The 18986-nt window shown below is 66.0% G+C and carries 14 protein-coding genes; 8 read left to right on the forward strand and 6 right to left on the reverse strand.

Going from position 1 to position 18986, the window contains the following annotated elements; all coding sequences use genetic code 11:
- Positions 1-2 precede the first annotated feature (2 nt).
- The 3 genes from minD to K4043_RS11480 are packed head-to-tail and all read left to right on the forward strand — an operon-like array spanning position 3 to position 1609.
- Positions 3-812, forward strand: coding sequence for a septum site-determining protein MinD (minD, locus tag K4043_RS11470; RefSeq protein ID WP_123728642.1), 810 nt, complete (start codon positions 3-5; stop codon positions 810-812).
- Positions 813-814: 2 nt separating this feature from the next.
- A complete protein-coding gene (gene minE / locus K4043_RS11475; protein WP_017355894.1) occupies positions 815-1075 on the forward strand; it encodes a cell division topological specificity factor MinE in 261 nt (86 codons plus the stop codon).
- 48 nt (positions 1076-1123) lie between these two features.
- Positions 1124-1609: a hypothetical protein gene (locus tag K4043_RS11480; RefSeq protein ID WP_265309412.1), complete on the forward strand. Its 486-nt coding sequence runs from the start codon at positions 1124-1126 to the stop codon at positions 1607-1609.
- Between the two features lie 120 nt (positions 1610-1729).
- On the opposite strand, the gene K4043_RS11485 is transcribed toward K4043_RS11480, so the two are convergent.
- From K4043_RS11485 to K4043_RS11495, 3 genes are all read right to left on the reverse strand, one after another.
- Entirely contained in the window at positions 1730-2974 is a 1245-nt protein-coding gene (locus tag K4043_RS11485; protein ID WP_265309413.1) for a DUF819 family protein, read from the reverse strand.
- A gap of 174 nt (positions 2975-3148) precedes the next feature.
- A complete protein-coding gene (locus tag K4043_RS11490; RefSeq protein WP_123728640.1) occupies positions 3149-5212 on the reverse strand; it encodes a S9 family peptidase in 2064 nt (687 codons plus the stop codon).
- Positions 5213-5363: 151 nt separating this feature from the next.
- Positions 5364-7334 (reverse strand): oligopeptide transporter, OPT family, encoded by a 1971-nt coding sequence (locus K4043_RS11495; protein WP_123728639.1) that lies wholly within the window; start codon positions 7332-7334, stop codon positions 5364-5366.
- Between the two features lie 177 nt (positions 7335-7511).
- On the opposite strand from K4043_RS11495, the gene K4043_RS11500 reads away from it, so the two are divergent.
- Together K4043_RS11500 and K4043_RS11505 are read left to right on the forward strand one after the other, a co-directional pair.
- Positions 7512-8663, forward strand: a complete 1152-nt coding sequence (locus tag K4043_RS11500; protein ID WP_265309414.1) for a heparan-alpha-glucosaminide N-acetyltransferase domain-containing protein — start codon at positions 7512-7514, stop codon at positions 8661-8663.
- Between the two features lie 84 nt (positions 8664-8747).
- A complete protein-coding gene (locus tag K4043_RS11505; RefSeq protein ID WP_265309415.1) occupies positions 8748-10529 on the forward strand; it encodes an oligopeptide:H+ symporter in 1782 nt (593 codons plus the stop codon).
- A gap of 36 nt (positions 10530-10565) precedes the next feature.
- On the opposite strand, the gene K4043_RS11510 is transcribed toward K4043_RS11505, so the two are convergent.
- From K4043_RS11510 to K4043_RS11520, 3 genes are all read right to left on the reverse strand, one after another.
- A complete protein-coding gene (locus K4043_RS11510; RefSeq protein WP_265309416.1) occupies positions 10566-12527 on the reverse strand; it encodes a S9 family peptidase in 1962 nt (653 codons plus the stop codon).
- A gap of 152 nt (positions 12528-12679) precedes the next feature.
- Positions 12680-14656 carry a S9 family peptidase gene (locus K4043_RS11515; RefSeq protein ID WP_123728636.1) on the reverse strand — a complete coding sequence of 659 codons (1977 nt, stop codon included), beginning with the start codon at positions 14654-14656 and terminating at the stop codon, positions 12680-12682.
- A 105-nt stretch (positions 14657-14761) separates the two neighbouring features.
- Positions 14762-15397, reverse strand: coding sequence for a LysE family transporter (locus K4043_RS11520; protein ID WP_121043335.1), 636 nt, complete (start codon positions 15395-15397; stop codon positions 14762-14764).
- A gap of 134 nt (positions 15398-15531) precedes the next feature.
- Here K4043_RS11520 and K4043_RS11525 point away from each other — a divergent pair, with 134 nt between their 5' ends.
- The 3 genes from K4043_RS11525 to mqo all read left to right on the forward strand — a co-directional run bounded on the left by K4043_RS11525 (position 15532) and on the right by mqo (position 18948).
- A complete protein-coding gene (locus K4043_RS11525) occupies positions 15532-16437 on the forward strand; it encodes a LysR family transcriptional regulator ArgP (protein WP_123728635.1) in 906 nt (301 codons plus the stop codon).
- A gap of 82 nt (positions 16438-16519) precedes the next feature.
- Entirely contained in the window at positions 16520-17104 is a 585-nt protein-coding gene (locus tag K4043_RS11530; protein WP_265309417.1) for a hypothetical protein, read from the forward strand.
- A 152-nt stretch (positions 17105-17256) separates the two neighbouring features.
- A complete protein-coding gene (gene mqo, locus K4043_RS11535; RefSeq protein WP_265309418.1) occupies positions 17257-18948 on the forward strand; it encodes a malate dehydrogenase (quinone) in 1692 nt (563 codons plus the stop codon).
- Positions 18949-18986 lie beyond the last annotated feature (38 nt).

Here is an 18986-nt window from a genome sequence, read left to right on the forward strand (position 1 = left end):
CTTTGGCTGAAATCATCGTAGTCACCTCCGGCAAGGGCGGCGTCGGCAAGACCACCAGCAGCGCCAGCCTGGCCTGCGGGTTGGCACGTCGTGGCAAGAAGGTGGCGGTGATCGACTTCGACGTCGGCCTGCGCAACCTTGACCTGATCATGGGCTGCGAGCGCCGCGTGGTGTACGACTTCGTCAATGTCGTGCACGGCGAAGCGACGCTCAAGCAGTCCTTGATCAAGGACAAGCGCTTCGACAACCTGTACGTGCTGGCTGCCTCGCAGACCCGCGACAAGGACGCACTGACCCAGGAGGGCGTGCGCAAGGTGCTCGACGACCTGGTCGCCGACGGCTTCGAATACATCATCTGCGACTCCCCGGCCGGCATCGAGAAGGGTGCGTTCCTGGCGATGTACTACGCCGACCGTGCGGTCGTGGTGGTGAATCCGGAAGTGTCTTCGGTGCGCGACTCGGACCGCATCATCGGCCTGCTCGATTCGAAGACCCACAAGGCCGAATCCGGCAAGAACGTGCCGGCCTTCCTGCTGCTCACGCGCTACAGCCCGGTACGGGTGGAAAGCGGCGAGATGCTCAGCATCACCGATGTGGAAGAAGTGCTGGGCCTGAAGGCCATTGGCGTGGTGCCCGAATCGGGCGACGTGCTCAATGCGTCCAACAAGGGCGAGCCGGTCATTCTGGACCCCGAATCGGCGGCGGGCCAGGCATACGAAGATGCGGTTGGCCGCATCCTTGGCGAAGAGCGTCCGATGCGCTTCACCACCGTGGAGAAGAAAGGCTTCTTCAGCAAGCTGTTCGGAGGGTAAGCATGGGACTGTTCGATTTCCTGAACCGAAAGAAGACTACTGCCGAAACGGCCAAGAACCGCCTGCAGATCATCATCGCGCAGGAACGCAGCCACCGCGGCGGCCCGGACTACCTGCCCCTGCTGCAGCGCGAGCTGCTGGAAGTGATCAAGAAGTACGTCAACATCGACGCTGATGCGGTCAAGGTCGATCTGGTCAAGGACGGGGAGCACGATGTGCTCGATATCTCCGTCGCCTTGCCGGAAGGCCCGCAGCAGCCCTGATCGACATCGCCCCTTCCGCGTTTGGAAGGGGCGGTTGAGCGGTAACCCATGAACGACGCTGCCCCCACCGCCGAACCGCAGGTCACCCGCGTCGGCGAAATCCGTTTCGACGATGCCCTCGCCCTGCTGGCCACCCACGATCTGCACCTGCATCGTGTGGCCGATGGCGCGCCGATTCCGGGCAGCTATTGGGGCGAACCCGAAGCCGGCATCATCGGCAGCGACGTGTATGTCCGCGATGACACCCCCGTGCACTCGATGCTGCACGAAGCCTGCCACCTGATCGTGCTGCCGCCGGAGCGGCGTGCGCTGGTGCATACCGATGCCACCGATTCGGTGCCCGAAGAAGACGCCACCTGTTACCTGCAGATCGTACTGGCCGGCAGACTGCCTGGTGTGGGCAGCGACCGCCTGATGCTGGACATGGATGCCTGGGGGTATACGTATCGGTTGGGGTCCACGAAGGCGTGGTTCGAGCAGGATGCGGAAGATGCAAAGGCGTGGCTGGTCGAACGCGGCCTTCTTCCTGCGTAAATCCGCACGTGCGGTCAGTCCCGGGCGCCATGATCCCCGGTAGTGCCGGCCGCTGGCCGGCAACCTCCTGGACAAGTGACGCATCGCCTGGTTGCCGGCCAGCGGCCGGCACTACACGGATCAGCCCTGCCCTGCCATCGCGCGCAGGGTGATGCCCACGATGTACGCCAGATACGTGCCCGTCGCGTAGCCCATCGTGCCCAGCAGCACGCCCACCGGCGCCAGCGAGGGATGGAACGCCGCCGCGACCACGGGCGCGGAGGCTGGCCCGCCGATGTTGGACTGCGAACCGATCGCGAAGTAGAAGAACGGCACCTTCAGCGCGCGTGCCAGCGCCCACAGCAGCACGATGTGCACCGCGATCCAGATCAGGCCGAGCAGGAACAGCCACGGGCGGTCCAACAGCGCCAGCAGGTCCATCTGCATGCCGATGCAGGCGATCAGGAAGTACAGCAGCAGCGAGCCCAGCTTGGAGGCGCCCGCACCTTCGAGGTTGCGTGCACGGGTGAAGCTCAGCGCCAGGCCGCAGGTGGTGGAGATCACCACCACCCACACGAACGGTGCGTCCAGACTGAACTGCGAGGCCCAGGCGACATGCCCTTTGAACCACGCCGAGACCGGCCCGGCAATCGCATGCGACAGGCCGACCACGCCGAAGGCAACGGCGACGATCAGCATCAGGTCGGTCAGGCTGGCCACGCGCTCGTGCTGGGCCTGGAAGGCCTGGATGCGCAGCTTGAGCGCATCGATGCCGGAGGTATCGGCACCACTGCGGGCATCGATCTTCGCCGCGCGCCCGGCCATGAAGATCAGCACGGCCATCCACACATAACCGACACCGACATCGACCACCGCGAACTGCCCGAAGGTGGTCGCGTTGACATCGAACACTTCGCGCATGGCCAGCATGTTGGCGCCGCCGCCGATCCAGCTGCCGGCCAGCGCCGCCATGCCCGCCCAGGTATCGCCGGCGACGGTGGCCGGATGCAGCCATTTCATCAACTGGAAGGCGACCACGGCGCCGATCATGATGCTGAGCGAGGCGCCCAGGTACATCACGATCAGTTTCGGGCCCAGCCGCAGGATGCCCTTGATGTCCACGGCCAGGGTGAGCAGCACCAGGGCGGCGGGCAGCAGGATGTCGCGCGCGATCGGGTTGTAGAGCTGTGTGTTCTGGCCGTCGATCAGCCCAACCGTGTTGTACACGCCGGGAATCATGTAGCACAGCAGCAACGCGGGCACGTAGGTGTAGAAGCGCTTCCACAGCCCCTGCTCGCGCGAGGCCGTCCAGAACACGGCACCGAGGGTGGCGGCGATGAGGCCGAAGACGACGATGTCGTTCTGGATCAGGGCAGGTGCTTTCACGGAGATGGGGTGCCTGGGTCGTGCCGGCCGCGGGCCGGCAACCTCATGAATACTGAAAGCGCGGTGCAGATGCCGGCCAGCGGCCGGCACTACGGATGAAGGTACCGATGCCGGCCAGCGGCCGGCACTAGCGATGAAAAAGCGCCGCCCCTGGGGGCGGCGCTTCAAACCGGCTTAGTCGCCGATGTGCTGCTTCAACCAGCCGTTGACGGTGTCGTGCCACTGCACGCTGTTCTGCGGCTTGAGCACCCAGTGGTTCTCGTCCGGGAAGTACAGGAACTTGGACTCGATGCCCTGGCGCTGCGCAGCGGTGAACGCGGCCAGGCCCTGCTCCACCGGAATGCGGTAGTCGAGCTGGCCGTGCACGATCAGGATCGGCTTCTTCCAGTCGGCCACGTGGTTGACCGGGTTGAACTTCTCGTAGCTGGCGGCCTTCTCGTACGGCGTGCCCCCCTGCTCCCACTCGGTGAACCACAACTCTTCGGTGGCGTAGCCCATCATGCGTTGGTCGAACACGCCGTCATGATTGACCAGGCACTTCCACGGCTCGTTCCAGTTGCCGGCGATCCAGTTGACCATGAAGCCGCCATAGCTGGCGCCCAGGGCACACGCCTTGTCACCGTTGAGGAACGGGTACTGCTTCTGTGCCGCGGCCCAGCCCTTCTGCAGGTCTTCCAGCGGGCGGTCGCCCCAGTGCTGGCTGATCGCATCGGTGAAGGCCTGGCCGTAGCCGGTGGAGCCGTGGAAGTCGATCATGACCACCGCGTAGCCCTGGCCGGCGTAGGTCTGCGGATTCCAGCGGTAGCTCCAGCCGTTGCCGAAACTACCCTGCGGGCCACCGTGGATCAGGAACGCGACCGGGTAGCTCTTGCCTTCCTGGTAGTTGTACGGCTTGACCACGTAACCGTGCACGGTTTCGTTGTTCCAGCCCTTGAACTGGAACTGCTCGTAATCGCCGAAGGCGACGTCGGGCAGCATCTCACCGGCGCTCGGGGTGATCTCGCGCGGGTTCGCACCATCGAAGGCGGCCACGATGATCTGATCGCCACTCTTCAGACTGTTCTTCGTATACGCCAGCGTGGTGCCGGCGATCACCGGCGAGCCGATGCTGCCGCCGTCGGCCACCACTTCAGCGGTGCCGGTGGCGATATCGACGCCGAACAGGCGGTGCTCGCCCATGTCGTCGGCGCTGGTGTAGATCAGCGTGCCGTCACCGGACAGCACGATCTCGCCGGCCGAACGATCCCACTTGGGTGCGATCTCGCGGGTCTTGCCGGTGGCCACGTCCATCGCCATCAGGCCGAAGCGATCCGCTTCGAAGCCCGGGCGCTTCATGGCGCGGTAGTACAGGGTCTTGCCGTCGGCGCTGAACACCGGGCCGGCATCCCAGGCCGGGTTGGCCGCGGTCAGGTTGACCGGCGCCTGCTTGCCCTCGGCATCCAGACGGTACAGGTCGAAGTTGGTCGACCACGGCTCCTGCTTGCCGGCCACGCGGATGGCCGCGACCACGCTCTTGCCATCGGGCGACCAGGTGAAGTCGTCGTTGCCACCGAACGGTTTGGACGGGGCATCGCCAGCCAGCGTCGCGCTGATCGCCGAGGCGCCCTTCACCGCAGCGGCCTTGGCCACCGGCAGCGGCGCAACGAACAGCGTGTTGCGGCGGCCATCGGCCCAGGTGTCCCAATGGCGCACGAACAGAGTGTCGAAGACTTCACCGGTGTTCTTGCGTGCCTTGTGCGCGTCAAGCTTCTTGCTGGTGCAGGCCAGATCCGAACCGCAGTCCTGGAACACGCCGCTGCTGAAGGCCACGCGGTCACCTTGCGGGGAGACGTGGAAGCTGTCCACATCGACCGGGAAATCGGTCAGCTGGCGCGGGGTGCCGCCGGTGGTCGGCTGCGCGTACAGCTGCTGGCTGCCGTTCTTGGCGCTCAGGAAATATACGGTCTGGCCATCGGCCGACAGCGCGGCGGAATTGACGTTCCAGCCGGCCGGGGTCAGCGGCTTGGGCGGGGCCAGGTCACGCGTGCGCAGGTTGCGGATGTACAGGCCGGTGCTGGCCTTGCTGTCGGTGCCGACCACGCGCTTGGCGAAGATCACGTTGCCGCCATCGGCGGTGAGCAGCGGGCTGGAGACCCGATCCAGCGCGATCATGTCGCGCACATCCAGGCCACGCGTGGCCGCCAGCGAGGGCATCGCGGTCAGCAGGCACAACGGCAGCAGGGCGTAACGAAGTTTCATCGGGGTCTCCGCGGAACGGCAAAACGCCGATGTTAGGGCCGCAGGGGCCACCCATGCAAAGGCCATCGGTCATGCCGGCGGATCGGCAGGAGGCGGAAACGACAAACCCCGCCGGAGCGGGGTTTGTCGTGACGCAGACCGGGGTCGCCTGTTAGACCGAACCCACCGCGCGCTTGCCGGTGCGGTAGATCAACCAGCCGACCAGGAACAGCACGGCCAGACCGATCCACTGCGCGCCCGGCAGGTGGAACGGCAGCGCCAGCACGTCCGCGCGGCTGCTGATCACGATCGGCACCGCGATGGCGATGCCCATCAGGGCTTCACCGGTGATCAGGCCGGCGGCGAACAGCACGCCCGGCTTGTGCACGCGGTCGCGACCTTCTTCATCGTCGCCGCGGATCTTGTGGAAGCGCTCCACCAGGTAGGCGATCAGGCCGCCCAGGAAGATCGGCACCATCAGTTCCAGCGGCAGGTAGATGCCGATCGCAGCGGCCAGCACCGGCACGCGGAAGCGGGCATTGCGCGACTTCAGCCAGCTGTCGAAGGCGATGATCGCCGCGCCCACCACCGCACCGATGCCGATGAAGGTCCACGGCAGCTCGCCGCCGAACAGGCCCTTGGCCACCGAGGCCATCAGGTTCGCCTGCGGCGCGGCCAGCGCGTTGGGATGCAGCTCGGACTTCACGCCGATGCCGTAGGCGGTGGCCAGCAGGTTCAGTACCGGAGCCATGATCAGCGCGCACGAGAACGCACCGATGCCCAGCATCAGCTGCTGCTTCCACGGCGTGGCACCGACGATGTAACCGGCCTTGAGATCCTGCAGGTTGTCACCGCCGACCGCGGCCGCGCAGCACACCACCGCGCCGATCATGATCGCGGCCACCGCACCCAGCGGTGCCCCGCCGACGCCGACCGGGGTCAGGCCATCCTTGCCGAGCAGCAGCACCAGCACCGCCGAGGCGAACAGGATGGTGGAGATGGTGATGCCCGAGACCGGGTTGTTGGACGAACCGATCAGGCCGGCCAGATAGGCCGAGACCGAGACGAACAGGAAGCCGGCCACGATCATGATCAGCGTCATCGGGATCGAGACGTGCCACTGACCCACGATGGCCTGGTACAGCGCCAACAGCGGCAGGGTGAACACGACCAGGGCCACCAGCATCCACTTCATCGGCAGGTCGCGCTCGGTGTGCGCCAGCGCCGGGCCACCGCTCTTGCGGGCCGCGGCAAAGCCACTCTTGACGCCATTGAGCAGCGACTTGCGCAGCGAGATCAGGGTCCAGACGCCACCGATCAGCATCGCGCCCACGCCCAGGTAACGCATCTTCGCGCCCCAGATGGCGAAGGCGGCCTCGGTGGAGCTGGCCGTGGCGATCGAGGCCGCCAGCGCCGGATCGGTGTTCATGAAGAACATCTGGTACAGCGGAATGGCGATATGCCAGGTCAGGATCGAGCCGGACACCACCACGATGCCGACATTCAGGCCGACGATGTAGCCCACACCCAGCAGCGCCGGGGACAGGTTGGTGCCGATGAAGGCGGTGATCTTCGAACTGCCCACGTAGGCCGAGGTGGCCCAGGCATCCGGAATCAGGCGCAGGCCGCTTTCGGCCGCCAGCTTCACGAAAGCGCCGATCACCGCCGACACGGCCAGGATCTTCAGGCCCGGGCCCGGGTTCTCACCGGCCTTGAGCACTTCGGCGGCCGCCTTGCCTTCCGGGAACGGCAGCGGATCTTCCACGATCATCGAACGCCGCAGCGGCACCGAGAACAGCACGCCCAGCAGACCACCCAGACCGGCGATGCCCAGCACCCACCAGTACTTGAAGTCCGGCCAGTAGCCCATGATCACCAGCGCGGGAATCGTGAAGATCACGCCGGCGGCGATCGACGAACCGGCCGAAGCACCGGTCTGGACGATGTTGTTCTCCAGGATCGTGCCACCGCCGAGCAGGCGCAGCACCCCCATGGAAATGACCGCGGCGGGAATGGCGGTGGCGATGGTCAGGCCTGCGAACAGACCGAGGTAGGCGTTGGCGGCCGACAGAATCACCGCCAGCACGATGGCAAGCACCACCGCGCGGAAAGTGAGCTGGCGTGGCGCAGCGTCGTTGTTCATGGAAGCCCCTGCTGGCAAAAAATCCCTGCCACGCTAGCGTTCATGTACGGGCAAGTCCAGCCTGTTGACCTTCGCGTGCCGCCGCAGCCGCGACCCGCCGGACTCGGCAACGTTCAAGGCCGGGCCCATCCACTTTCGTTATGTTATATCCTATCGCACCGAACAACCGGCGCTGCTGTGACGTATTCCCCCACCTCCCGCCTGACCTCCATTGACCAACTGCGCGGCACCGTCATCGTGCTGATGCTGCTCGACCACGTGCGCGAAACCTTCCATATGCACCAGCAGGTCGGCGACCCGATGGTGGTCGACCAGGTCGAACCGGCGCTGTTCGTCAGCCGGCTGCTGGCGCATCTGTGTGCCCCGGTGTTCGTGCTGCTGACCGGCCTGTCGGCCTGGTTGTACGCCAGTGGCAAGCCGGATGGGCGCCGGGCTGCGTCGGCGTTCCTGCTCAAGCGCGGCCTGTTCCTGGTGGTGCTGGAGCTGCTGGTGATCAATTTCGCGTGGACGCTGCAGTTCCCTCCCAGCGTGATGTACCTGCAGGTGATCTGGGCGATCGGCATCAGCATGATCGCGCTGGCCGGGCTGCTGTGGCTGCCACGCGGGGCGCTGGCGGTGCTGGCGCTGTCCGTGATCGCCGGGCACAACCTGCTCGATGGCGTCCGCGTGCAGGGCGACGGGGCGCTGGCCGTGCTGTGGAAGGTGCTGCACCAGCGCGACTGGATCGCCGTGACCGACGGGCTGCGCCTGCGCACCTCCTACCCGGTGCTGCCGTGGATCGGCGTCATTGCGCTGGGCTGGGTGATCGGCCCGTGGTTCGCGCGCGGCGGCGATGCCCTCCTGCGCCAGCGTCGCCTGTGGATGGCCGGCGCCGGTGCGCTGCTGGCGTTCGTCATCCTGCGGGCGGTGAACCTCTACGGCGACAGCCCATGGCAATCTTTCGCCACACTGGGCAGCACGCTGATGAGCGTCTTCAATGTCACCAAGTACCCGCCTTCGCTGCTGTTCCTGCTGCTGACCCTGGGCATCGGCCTGCTGTTGCTGCGCCTGTACGAGCAGCCGCGCGTGGCCCGGGCGCTGGCGCCGCTGGCCGACATCGGCGCGGCACCGATGTTCTTCTACCTGCTGCACCTGTACGTGCTGAAGCTGCTGTACGTGCTGGCCGAAGCACGCTGGGGGCACACCCACGGCGCGTATTTCGCCGTGGACCACGTGGCAAGCCTGTGGGTGATCACCGCGGTGCTGGCACTGGCGCTGTACTGGCCGACCAGAGCGTTCGCGCGATTCAAGGCACGGCGGCGGGATCTGGCCTGGCTTCGCTATCTGTAGACAGCGGAGCGGCCAGACCCGGCACGGATACACCGTCACCCCGGGCCTATACTCGCCCCCTTGTCCGCCCTGCCCGATCCCTCGATGACCGCAGCCGCCCTGCCCGCCTCCGCCGCCTCCACCTCCATCGCGACCGACGACTTCCTCGGCCATCCCAAGGGCGTCTACATCTGCTTCTTCACCGAGATGTGGGAGCGGTTCTCGTTCTACGGCATGAAGGCGCTGTTGCTGCTGTATCTCACCAAGTACCACCTGTTCGGCGACAAGGCCGGCCTGGATCTGCTCGGTGCCTACGGTGGCCTGGTCTACTGCATCCCGGTGTTCGGTGGCCTGCTCGCCGACCGCTGGCTGGGGATGCGCAAGGCGGTGGTCTTCGGTGGCGTGCTGCTGGTGCTCGGCCACCTGGGCATGGCGTTCGAAGGGCACGCGGCGGTCCGTATCGACGGCGCCGTGGTACGCGATGACGCGGCCCTGGGCATCACCTACCTCTCGCTGGCCCTGATCATCATGGGCGTGGGCTTCCTCAAGCCGAACATCTCCACCATCGTCGGCAAGCTCTACCCGGAGAACGATCCCCGCCGCGATTCGGGCTTCTCGCTGTTCTACGCCGGCATCAATCTGGGCGCGCTGTTCGCCTCGCTGGTGTGCGGCTTCCTCGGCGAAGCCTATGGCTGGAAGTACGGCTTCGGTGCGGCCGGTATCGGCATGGTGATCGGGCTGGGCATGTTCCTGTGGGGCCAGAAGTATCTGCAGGGCCACGCCGAACCGTCCGATCTACCCGCCCTGCGCCAGCGCGTCCTGGGCATCCGCCGCGAATGGCTGATCTATGCGGTGGCCGTGCTCGGCGTGATCCCCGTCGCTGCCTTGATGTGGGCCGCGGCCAACGGCGCGTTCGCGCTCGGTGGTGAAATCAGCCTGGCACTGATGCTGATGATCGTCGTGCTCGGCGGCGTGCTGGTCTGGTTCGCGTGGTTCACCGGTACCCGCTGCACGCCGGTGCAGCGCCAGCAGATGATCGCGCTGATGGCGTTGATCTTCATGGCCCTGGTGTTTTTCACCCTGTACGAGCAGACCTACGGCTCGTGGGTGACCTTCACCGATCGCCTGCTGACCAAGGATCTGGTGCCGTCGCTGGTGATCCAGGGCGGCACCCCGCTGCCCTGGTCGATCGCCTCGCTGCTGCTGGCGCCACTGGGCTTCGTGGTGGCCGCGCGGCTGTCGGAGCGGAACCCGGGTTCGTCCGCGCCGCGCAACCTGTTCATCGCCATTGTGGCGGCGATGCTGGTGATGCTGATCCGCGACTGTCTGGTGATCCCGCAGACCGCCGGCTCGCTGACCTACCTCGGCGGCCTGTTCCTGGTCGTACTCGCGCCGCTGTTCGCGATGCTGTGGGCGTGGCTGGACCGTCGACGGATGGACCCGTCCAAGCCGGTCAAGTCTTCGATCGGGCTGATTTTCGCCGCGCTCTCGTTCGTGCCGCTGGCCCTGGCTGCCCAGCACGTCGGCGCGACTGGGCAGATGGCCAGTGTGTGGTGGCTGGTGCTGGCGTATCTGATCCTGGAGATCGGCGAGATGTGCCTGTCGCCGGTCGGCTTGTCGGCGGTCACCCAGCTGGCCGCACCGCGTGTGGTCAGCCTGATGATGGGCACCTGGTTCCTGGCCACTGCGTTCTCGGAAACGCTGGCGGCGCTGTTCGGCAAGCTCGCCGCGATCGAGGTGCCGGAAGGCCAGACCATGGATATCGCCAACGCTGCCGCCAGCTACGAACACCTGTTCTGGCTGCTGATGTGGATCGGCCTGGGCTGCGCGGCCGTCGCGCTGGCCTGCTCGCCGCTGCTGAAGCGGATGATGCACGGGGTGAAGTAACTGCTGGGCGACAGCCACACGGCCGTCGCCCATCGGTCACGGTGCGTTGTCCTTGCCGGCCACGGTGCTGGCCGATGCGGTTTTGCCTCCCAGGCTGCGCGACAGGAACGCCAACAGCCTGGTGTAGTACTCGCGCTGGTGCGCCTGCGTGTAGAAGCCGTGGCCTTCGGTCGGGTAGTACAGGCTCTCCACGGGCGTACCCGCGCGCTTGAGCGCGGCTTCCATCTTTTTGGTGTGCAGGATCGGTGCACGCTCGTCTTCGCCACCGGCCGCCAGGAACACCGGCACGCGGACCTGATCGGCCAGATTCACCGGTGAACGCGCCGCCAGTGCATCGGGCGCACCCAGCCACTCACGCAGATAGGTCCGCCCCGACCGGGCATCGCGGATATCTCCACGCGCATGCATCATCGGCAGGTCGTAGACACCCACATAGCCGGCGGCACACTGGTACAGCCCGGGCTCGCGGATCGTCCCCATCAGCGCCGCGTAGGCGCCATAGCTGGCACCGTAGATGCAGATGCGGTTCTTGTCGGCCACGCCCTGCGCGATCGCCCAGCGCGTGGCATCGGTGACATCGTCCTGCATCGCCGTGCCCCACTGCTGCCGGCCCGCCTGGGTGTGCGCGCGACCATAATTGGCGGACCCGCGGAAGTTGACCTGCAGCACGGCATAGCCTGCCGCCGCAAGCAACTGCGTCTCCCGGTCGTAGCTGCCGTCATCGAAGACACCGATCGGGCCCCCATGCGGCACCACCACCATCGGCAGGTTGCGATCCGTGCTTCCCTGTGGAATCGTCAAAAAGCCATGCAAGGGCAACCCGTCGCGCGCGGTCAGCGCGAAAGGACGCACCTCGGCAGTCTGCCTCGGGTCGATCCACTGGCTGCGGCTGGTCAGGTGCTTGGCCACCTTTCCAACCGTGTCGTACAGATAGAAGTCACCCGGGTTACGGCCCGACCAGGTTTCCACCAGCACGGTGCGGGCGTCGCGGGTGCTGGAGGTGACGTACACCGGGCCATCGAACGCCGCCTGCAGGCTGCGGTACAACCGTGCAGTGCTCGATGCAGGATCGAAAAAGCGTGTCGTCGGCGCATCACCCAGATACAGCGCGCCCACCGGCACGCGTGATCCCGGCTGATAGATCACCCGCGCGGGATCGACCACGTCATCACGTAGAAGCGTTTTCCGCTCGCGGGTCTGCGGGTTCCAGCTGACGATCGCATCCGGCCCCTTGGGCTGCTCGACCCACAGATAGGCCAGGCTGCCATCGGCGGAGAAGCCCAGGGGAATCTCCACGCGCTGGTTGACGGCCTCATCGTTGAGCATTTCCCAATCGGTACCGCCGCGGGTGCGGTAGTACAGCTTCTTGACGTTGTCCGAGCCGGCACCCAGCGCGAAACGGACCTCGCCGGCATTGTCTGTGACGAAGTCGGCGCGTTGCACCGGCGATCGCGCCACGACGATGCGTCGCCCGGTGACCACATCCAGGCGTTCGATACGGGTATGTGGATTCTCGGTAAAGGGCCAGACCGCGATCAGCGCATTGCGATCATCGTCCACCAGTTCGTCGGTGAGGAACGCCGCGACCGCCCCCTGGTTGTAGCCCTGCACGCGATAACCGACCAGCAGCTCGCCGCCCTTGCCATCGGCATTGATGCCATACAGCTCGCCCGTGGCCTGCGGCTCATCCAACCGTCCGGACTTCTGCGCCAGGCCGATCACGAGCCGCTCATTGCTGACCCAATCGAAGCTGCCGGCATGGTTGTTGCGCGGTGGCCGGAACGAACCGATCAACGTCATGTCCGCCGCACGCAGGATGGCGACGGCGGTGGCATCCTCGAGCGGAATCGTCGCCGCGACATACTCCCCACCCGGCGAGATCTTGATGCTGTTGAACGCATCCTCACGCAGAAAACGGTCCAGCTCCACCGCGTCGGCCCCCGCCGACAGCCACGCACAACCCACGCCCAACAGCGCGGCCAACCATTGCTTGCGCATCCTTCCCCCCGGTCCCGGACACCCTGTCCGGCTGGCCGATTCTAGACAGAACGGTGTTGCGCCGACCAGTGGCCTGGCGCGACCGCGGAAATGGCAACGGCACCCGAAAGTGCCGTTGCCTTGTCAGCCCATTGCGCTGGCCGCGGTGACGGTTACGGTTGCGCCACCGCCGCCGCCGCCGTGCTGGCCGTCTCGCCGCCAAGGTGGGCGGACAGGAACGCCAGCAGCTTGGTGTAGTACTCGCGGCGATGCGGATCAGTGTAGAAACCATGCCCTTCGGTGGGGTAATACAGCGATTCCACCGGCACGCCCGCCTTCTTCAGTGCCGCCTCCATCCGCTTGGTGTGCTGGATCGGCGCACGCTGGTCTTCGCCGCCCGCCGCCAGGAACACCGGAACCTTGATCCGGTCGGCCAGGTTCACCGGCGATACCGCGGCAAGCTGCGAGCGGTCACCGATCCACTCCTTCAGATAGGTTTCGCCCGAGCCGCGGCGCTGGATGTCGCCGGTGGTGAACATCATCGGCAGGTCGTAGACCCCCACGTAGCCCGCTGCACATTTGTACAGGGTCGGCTCCTTGGCCACGCCCATCAGCGCCGCGTAGCCACCGTAGCTCGCACCGTACATGCAGATCTTCGATCCATCGGCGATCCCTTCGGACACCGCCCAGCGCGTGGCGTCGGTCAGATCGTCCTGCATCGTGCCACCCCACTCCCGGCCACCGGCGTGGGCGTGCGCCCGACCGTAGTTGGACGAGCCGCGGAAGTTGACCTGCAGCACCGCGTAACCGGCCGCCGCCAGCAGTTGGCTTTCCATGTCGTAGGCACCGTCGTCATGGACGAAGAACGGCCCGCCATGCGGCATCACCACCATCGGCAGCCGCTTGCCCTCACTTCCCTTGGCCCGGGTGACAAACCCATGCAGCTGCAGACCGTCGCGGGCTTTCAGCGCGATCGGTTGCACTACGGCCGATTCGGCCGGGTCCACCCACTGGCTGCGGCTCACCACCAGATCGGCCGTCTTGGCCTGCGTATCGAAGACATAGAAATCGCCGGGATTGCTGCCGGACCAGACCCGCACCATCGCCAGCGTTCCGTCGCGCGAGGACGAGGTCACGAACACGGCCTGCCCGGGGAAGGCCTGCTCGAGGCTGCGCTGCAGGCGGGCATCGGCCGAGGCTTCATCGAAGAATCGGGTACGTGGCGTGTCGCCCTGGTACAGCGCCCCGATCGGCACCGAAGTACCGCGCTTGTAGATCACCCTGGCCGGATCGACCACCTCGTCGCGCAACAGCTCACGACGCTCGTCGGTCGCCGGGTTCCAGGACACGATCGCATCCGGGCCACGCGGCTTCTCGACCAGCAGGTACGCCACGCTGCCATCTTCGGAGAAGCCCAGGGGCTGCTCGATGCGCTGGCTGACATTCTGGTCGTTGATCATCTTCCAGGGCGCGCCCGCACCCTCGCGGTAGTACAGCTTGTTGACGTTGTCCGAACCCGCACCTCTGGCGAAGCGCACCTCGCCCTTGCCGTCGGCGACAAAGTCGGCGCGCTGCACCGGCGCGCGCGCCACGGTGTTGCGCTGGCCGCTGATCACGTCCAGCCGTTCGGCCGTGGTGAACGGATCGTCCGAAAACGGCATCACCTTGACCAGTACACGGCGGTCATGGTCGGGCAGCGCGTCGATCACGAACGCGGCCACCGCCTCCACCTTTTTGGGCTGGATGCGGGTACCCGGCCCATTGCCCTGGACACGGTAGCCGATCAGCAGATCGCCCCGGCGACCATCGGCATTGATGCCGAACAACTCACCGGTCAGCTGTGGCTGATCCAGCGAACCGAACTTCTCTGCCAGGCCGATCAGCACGCGCTGGTCGTTGACCCAGTCGAAGTCATTGGCATGGTTGTTCTTCGGGGGTACGAACGACCCCATCAGCTGGCTGTCGGCGCGGCGCATGATGGCCAGGCCGGTGCGGTCCTCCATCGGAATGGTCGCCGCATAGAACTCGCCCGTGGGCGAAATCTTGATATCCGTAAAAGCATCCCGGCGCAGATAGTGCTCCAGATCCACCGCACTGGCCTGCCCGGCCAACAGCACTACACACAGCCCCCAGAGGCGTACCCGTTTCATCCTTCCCCCATGCTCCATTGGACGTCATGTCCGGAACGGCGATTCTAGGCAAAAAAATGGCACCGCGAACGGTGCCATTTCCAGGACCTGCATCGAGGAGAGAGTTCAATGCATGCCGCGGAACGCGAGGCTGAGCGCCAGGATCGACAGGATCACCGCGATGGTGCCGTCGAGGATGCGCCAGGTTTTGGGCTTGGTGAACAGCGGGGCCAGCAGTCGCGCGCCCAGGCCCTGGGCGGTCAGCCACAGGCAGCTGGCGGTGAACACGCCGGCCGCGAACGCCATGCGCGCGTTGCCGAAGTTCTCGGCGATGCCGCCGATGACCATCATGTCCAGCCAGAAATGCGGGTTGATCAGCGAGAACCCGACCGCAGAGATCAGCACTGCGCGGCGCGAGGTGCTGTCGCCGTCGTCCACGTGCATGCCACCGCCACCGGCCAGCGCGCGCCGCGCCGACTGCCAGGCGTACCAGGCCAGGAAGGCGACACCGCCCCACAGCACCACGGTGGTGAGCCACGGCAGCGCCTGGGTCAGCGTGCGCAGGCCCGCCACGCTGGCGAAGATGAAGATGCCATCGATGGCGGCGCAGGTCGCCACCACGGGAATGATGTGCTTGCGCAGGATGCCCTGGCGCAGGATGAACGCGCTCTGCGCGCCGACCACCGCGAACAGGCCGATGCCGGTTGCGGCACCACTGAGCCACGCGCTCAGCCCGGCACCGCCGGAAAGAATGGAAAACATGGGATACCACCTGTGTCTTGCTGGGGGGCGGTGCCTCGCCAAGGCGTACAGCACCGGATGGCGCGTATTGTCGCGCCGCAGCATTAAAAAGTAGAGCTAAACTTACTTAACCATCTTTAGCGGAACTTAAGATCATGCGCATCGACCATGCCCAGCTCCGCGCCCTGGCGGCGGTGATCCGCGAAGGCAGCTTCGACCGTGCCGCGCAGTCGCTCAATGTCACCGCCTCGGCGGTTTCCCAGCGGGTCAAGGCGCTGGAGGACCGGGTCGGCCGCCTGCTGGTCAAACGCTCGTCCCCGGCGGTGGCCACCACCGAGGGCCAGGTGCTGGTCCAGCTGGCCGAGCAGACCGCCCTGCTCGAGCACGACGCCCTGCACCGGATGGGCATCGCCGATGAGGACCTCCCCCACGCCAGCATCCCGGTGGCGGTCAACCACGACAGCCTGGAAACCTGGTTCCCCGAGGCGGCCCTGCAGTTCGCACGGCAGACCGGCACCACGCTGGACCTGCGCTCGGAAGACCAGGACCACACCGTGGCCCTGCTCCGGCAAGGGGCCGTGCTGGGCGCGGTGACCACGCTGGATGAGCCCGTGCAGGGGTGCCAGATCCATGCGCTGGGCAGCATCCGCTACGCCGCCACGTGCACCCCGGCCTTCCATGAGCAGCACTTCGCCAAGGGCGTCAACGCGCAGTCGCTGGCCCAGGCGCCGGTGCTGGTGTTCAACCGCAAGGACGACATGCAGGCTCGTTTCGCCCGCCGCCTGGCCGGCAACGACCTGCCGCTGACCGCGCCGACCTGGTGGATTCCCTCGACCCGCGCATTCGTCCAGGCAAACCTGGGCGGCCTCGGCTGGACCATGAACCCGCTGCCGCTGGTCAAACGCCACCTGGATGCCGGCCGGCTGGTGCACATGAAGCAGCGCGCGTGGGAAGACGTGCCGCTGTACTGGCAGCATTGGAAGGGCGATGTGCAGACGATGGCGCTGCTGACCAAGGCGGTGCTGGCCGCCTCGGCGACGCTGGTGCGCAAGAAGCGATAACCCCCGACCGGTAGAGCCGCCCTACACAACCTGACGACCCGCCCCGATGCAGCATCGGCGCATTCCAGCCGCGGGCACGTCGATGGACACCGATCCGGTCTACCTGCACATCCGCGTGGTGCTCAGCACCATCCTCGGCCTGAGCATCACCACCCTGCTGCGGGGTCTGGCGGGGATCATCGAGCACCCCCAGCGCCGCGGCTGGTCGTGGATCCACCTGTGCTGGGTGGTCTGGGCGCTGATCTCGGTGGTGACCTTCTGGTGGTGGGAGTTCCGGCTGGGCGAGGTCCGGCAGTGGACCTTCGAGCTGTACCTGTTCGTGATCGCCTACTGCGCCGCGTGGTACCTGCTGTGCGTGCTGCTGTTTCCGGACGATGTGCGCGAGTTCGGCAGCTATGAGAACTATCTGCTGCAGCGGCGCGGTGGCTTTTTCGGGATGCTGGCGCTGGTCACGCTGCTGGATCTGGTCGATACCGCCATCAAGGGTCACAGCCGCTGGCAGATGCTCGGCGACGCCTACTGGGTCCACACGGGGGTGATGCTGGTCATTGCCGGGCTGGGCATGGGCCTGCGCCAGCGCCGCGCCCATCTGGCTCTGGCCGTGCTGGCACTGGTCTATCAAGCCGGCTATTTCCTCCTCGAATACTTCACCTTGGTCAGCGACTGACCCGGCCCGGCACACCCGCCGGATGCTGCGTTGCACCAAATCCGTACCGGAAAGGGCTAAAATCGCTCCCAAGGTACCGCTGTGACGCCCGTCTTCACGGGCGTTCCCGGCAGCGGCGGCATCCTTCCCATGTCTCCCTACCTGAGATCCCCATGAAAAAACTAGCGAAGGTCGTCCTCGGCCTGCTCGTGGTGTTGCTGTTGGCAGCAGCACTGTTCCTGTACTGGCCGCTGCATCAGCGTTCGGTCCCGGCTGCCGGCAACGACAAGCCGGTCGACGTCGTCCTGGTCGGCGGCGGCATCATGAGCATCACGCTCGCCACCTTCCTGCAGGAGCTGCAGCCAGACTGGAACATCCAGGTCTATGAGCGCCTGGACGGGGTTGCGCTGGAAAGCTCGGACGGCTGGAACAACGCCGGCACCGGCCATTCCGCGTTCGCCGAGCTGAACTACACCCCCGAGCTGCCGGACGGCAGCATCGAGACCAAGCGTGCCGTCGGCATCGCCGAGCAGTTCGAGATCTCGCGCCAGTTCTGGTCGCACCAGATCCGCGAAGGCCGCCTGAGCCAGCCCAGCGATTTCATCAACCCGACCCCGCACATGAGCTTCGTCTGGGGTGATGAGAACATCGCCTACCTGCACAAGCGCCAGCAGGCGCTGGTCAAGAACCCGCTGTTCTACGGCATGCAGTACTCCGAGGATCCCGCGCAGATCACGCAGTGGGCACCGCTGCTGATGGAGGGCCGTGACCCGAAGCAGAAGGTCGCCGCCACCTGGATGCCGCTGGGCACCGACGTGAACTTCGGCGTGATCACCCGCCAGCTGACCGCGGGCCTGGAACGCAGCCCGAATTTCACGCTGCATCTCAACCACGAAGTACGCGCCCTGCGCCAGAACGATGACAAGAGCTGGAACGTGACCGTCAAGGACCTGAAGTCCGACAACGAGACCACGGTCAAGTCGCGCTTCGTGTTCATCGGTGCCGGTGGTGCCGCGCTCAAGCTGCTGCAGCTGTCGGGCATTCCGGAATCGAAGAACTACGCCGGCTTCCCGGTCGGCGGCCAGTTCCTGGCCTTCCAGGACCCGGCGATCGCCAACCGGCATTCGGTCAAAGCCTACGGCATGGCCGAAACCGGCTCGCCGCCGATGTCGGTGCCGCATCTGGATGCGCGCAAGCTGGATGGCAAGCCGGTGGTGCTGTTCGGGCCGTTCGCGCTGTACAGCACCAAGTTCCTCAAGCACGGCTCGTGGTTCGACCTGTACTCCTCGGTGAACCACAACAACGTGGCCGGCATGATGGACGTGGGCCTGGAGAATCTGGACCTGGTGAAGTACCTGATGGGCCAGGCACGTCTGAACGATGACGACCGCCAGGCCGAGCTGGTCAAGTATTTTCCCCACGCCAAACGTGAGGACTGGAAGCTGGTGACCGCCGGCCAGCGCGTGCAGATCATCAAGAAGGACCCGGAAAAGGGCTCGATCCTGCAGTTTGGTACCGAGATCGTGACCGACCAGGACCACACCCTGGCCGCCCTGCTCGGCGCCTCGCCGGGTGCCTCCACCTCGCCGCCGATCATGCTGGACCTGCTCAAGAAAGCCTTCCCGGAGCAGATGGCGGCGGGCTGGGAAGCGCGCCTGAAGCAGATCGTCCCGTCGTATGGCCGCAAGCTCAACGACAGCCCGGCGCTGACCAATGAGATCCGCCGCCTGACCAGCGAGACCCTGAAGCTGCCGTACCTGGATGTGCCGGTCGAGACCAGCCCGGCGGTGATGCTGACCCCGCCGCCGGCCGCCAAGCCGGCCGAGGCCAAGCGCAACGCCAACGAAGAACTGCAGGCGCTGTAAGCCTGCACCGGCAAGGGGCTAGCGTCTCTTGCCATGGT

Origin of the sequence: Stenotrophomonas sp. SRS1, assembly GCF_026130205.1 — a bacterium.
GTDB classification, from domain to species: domain Bacteria; phylum Pseudomonadota; class Gammaproteobacteria; order Xanthomonadales; family Xanthomonadaceae; genus Stenotrophomonas; species Stenotrophomonas rhizophila_B.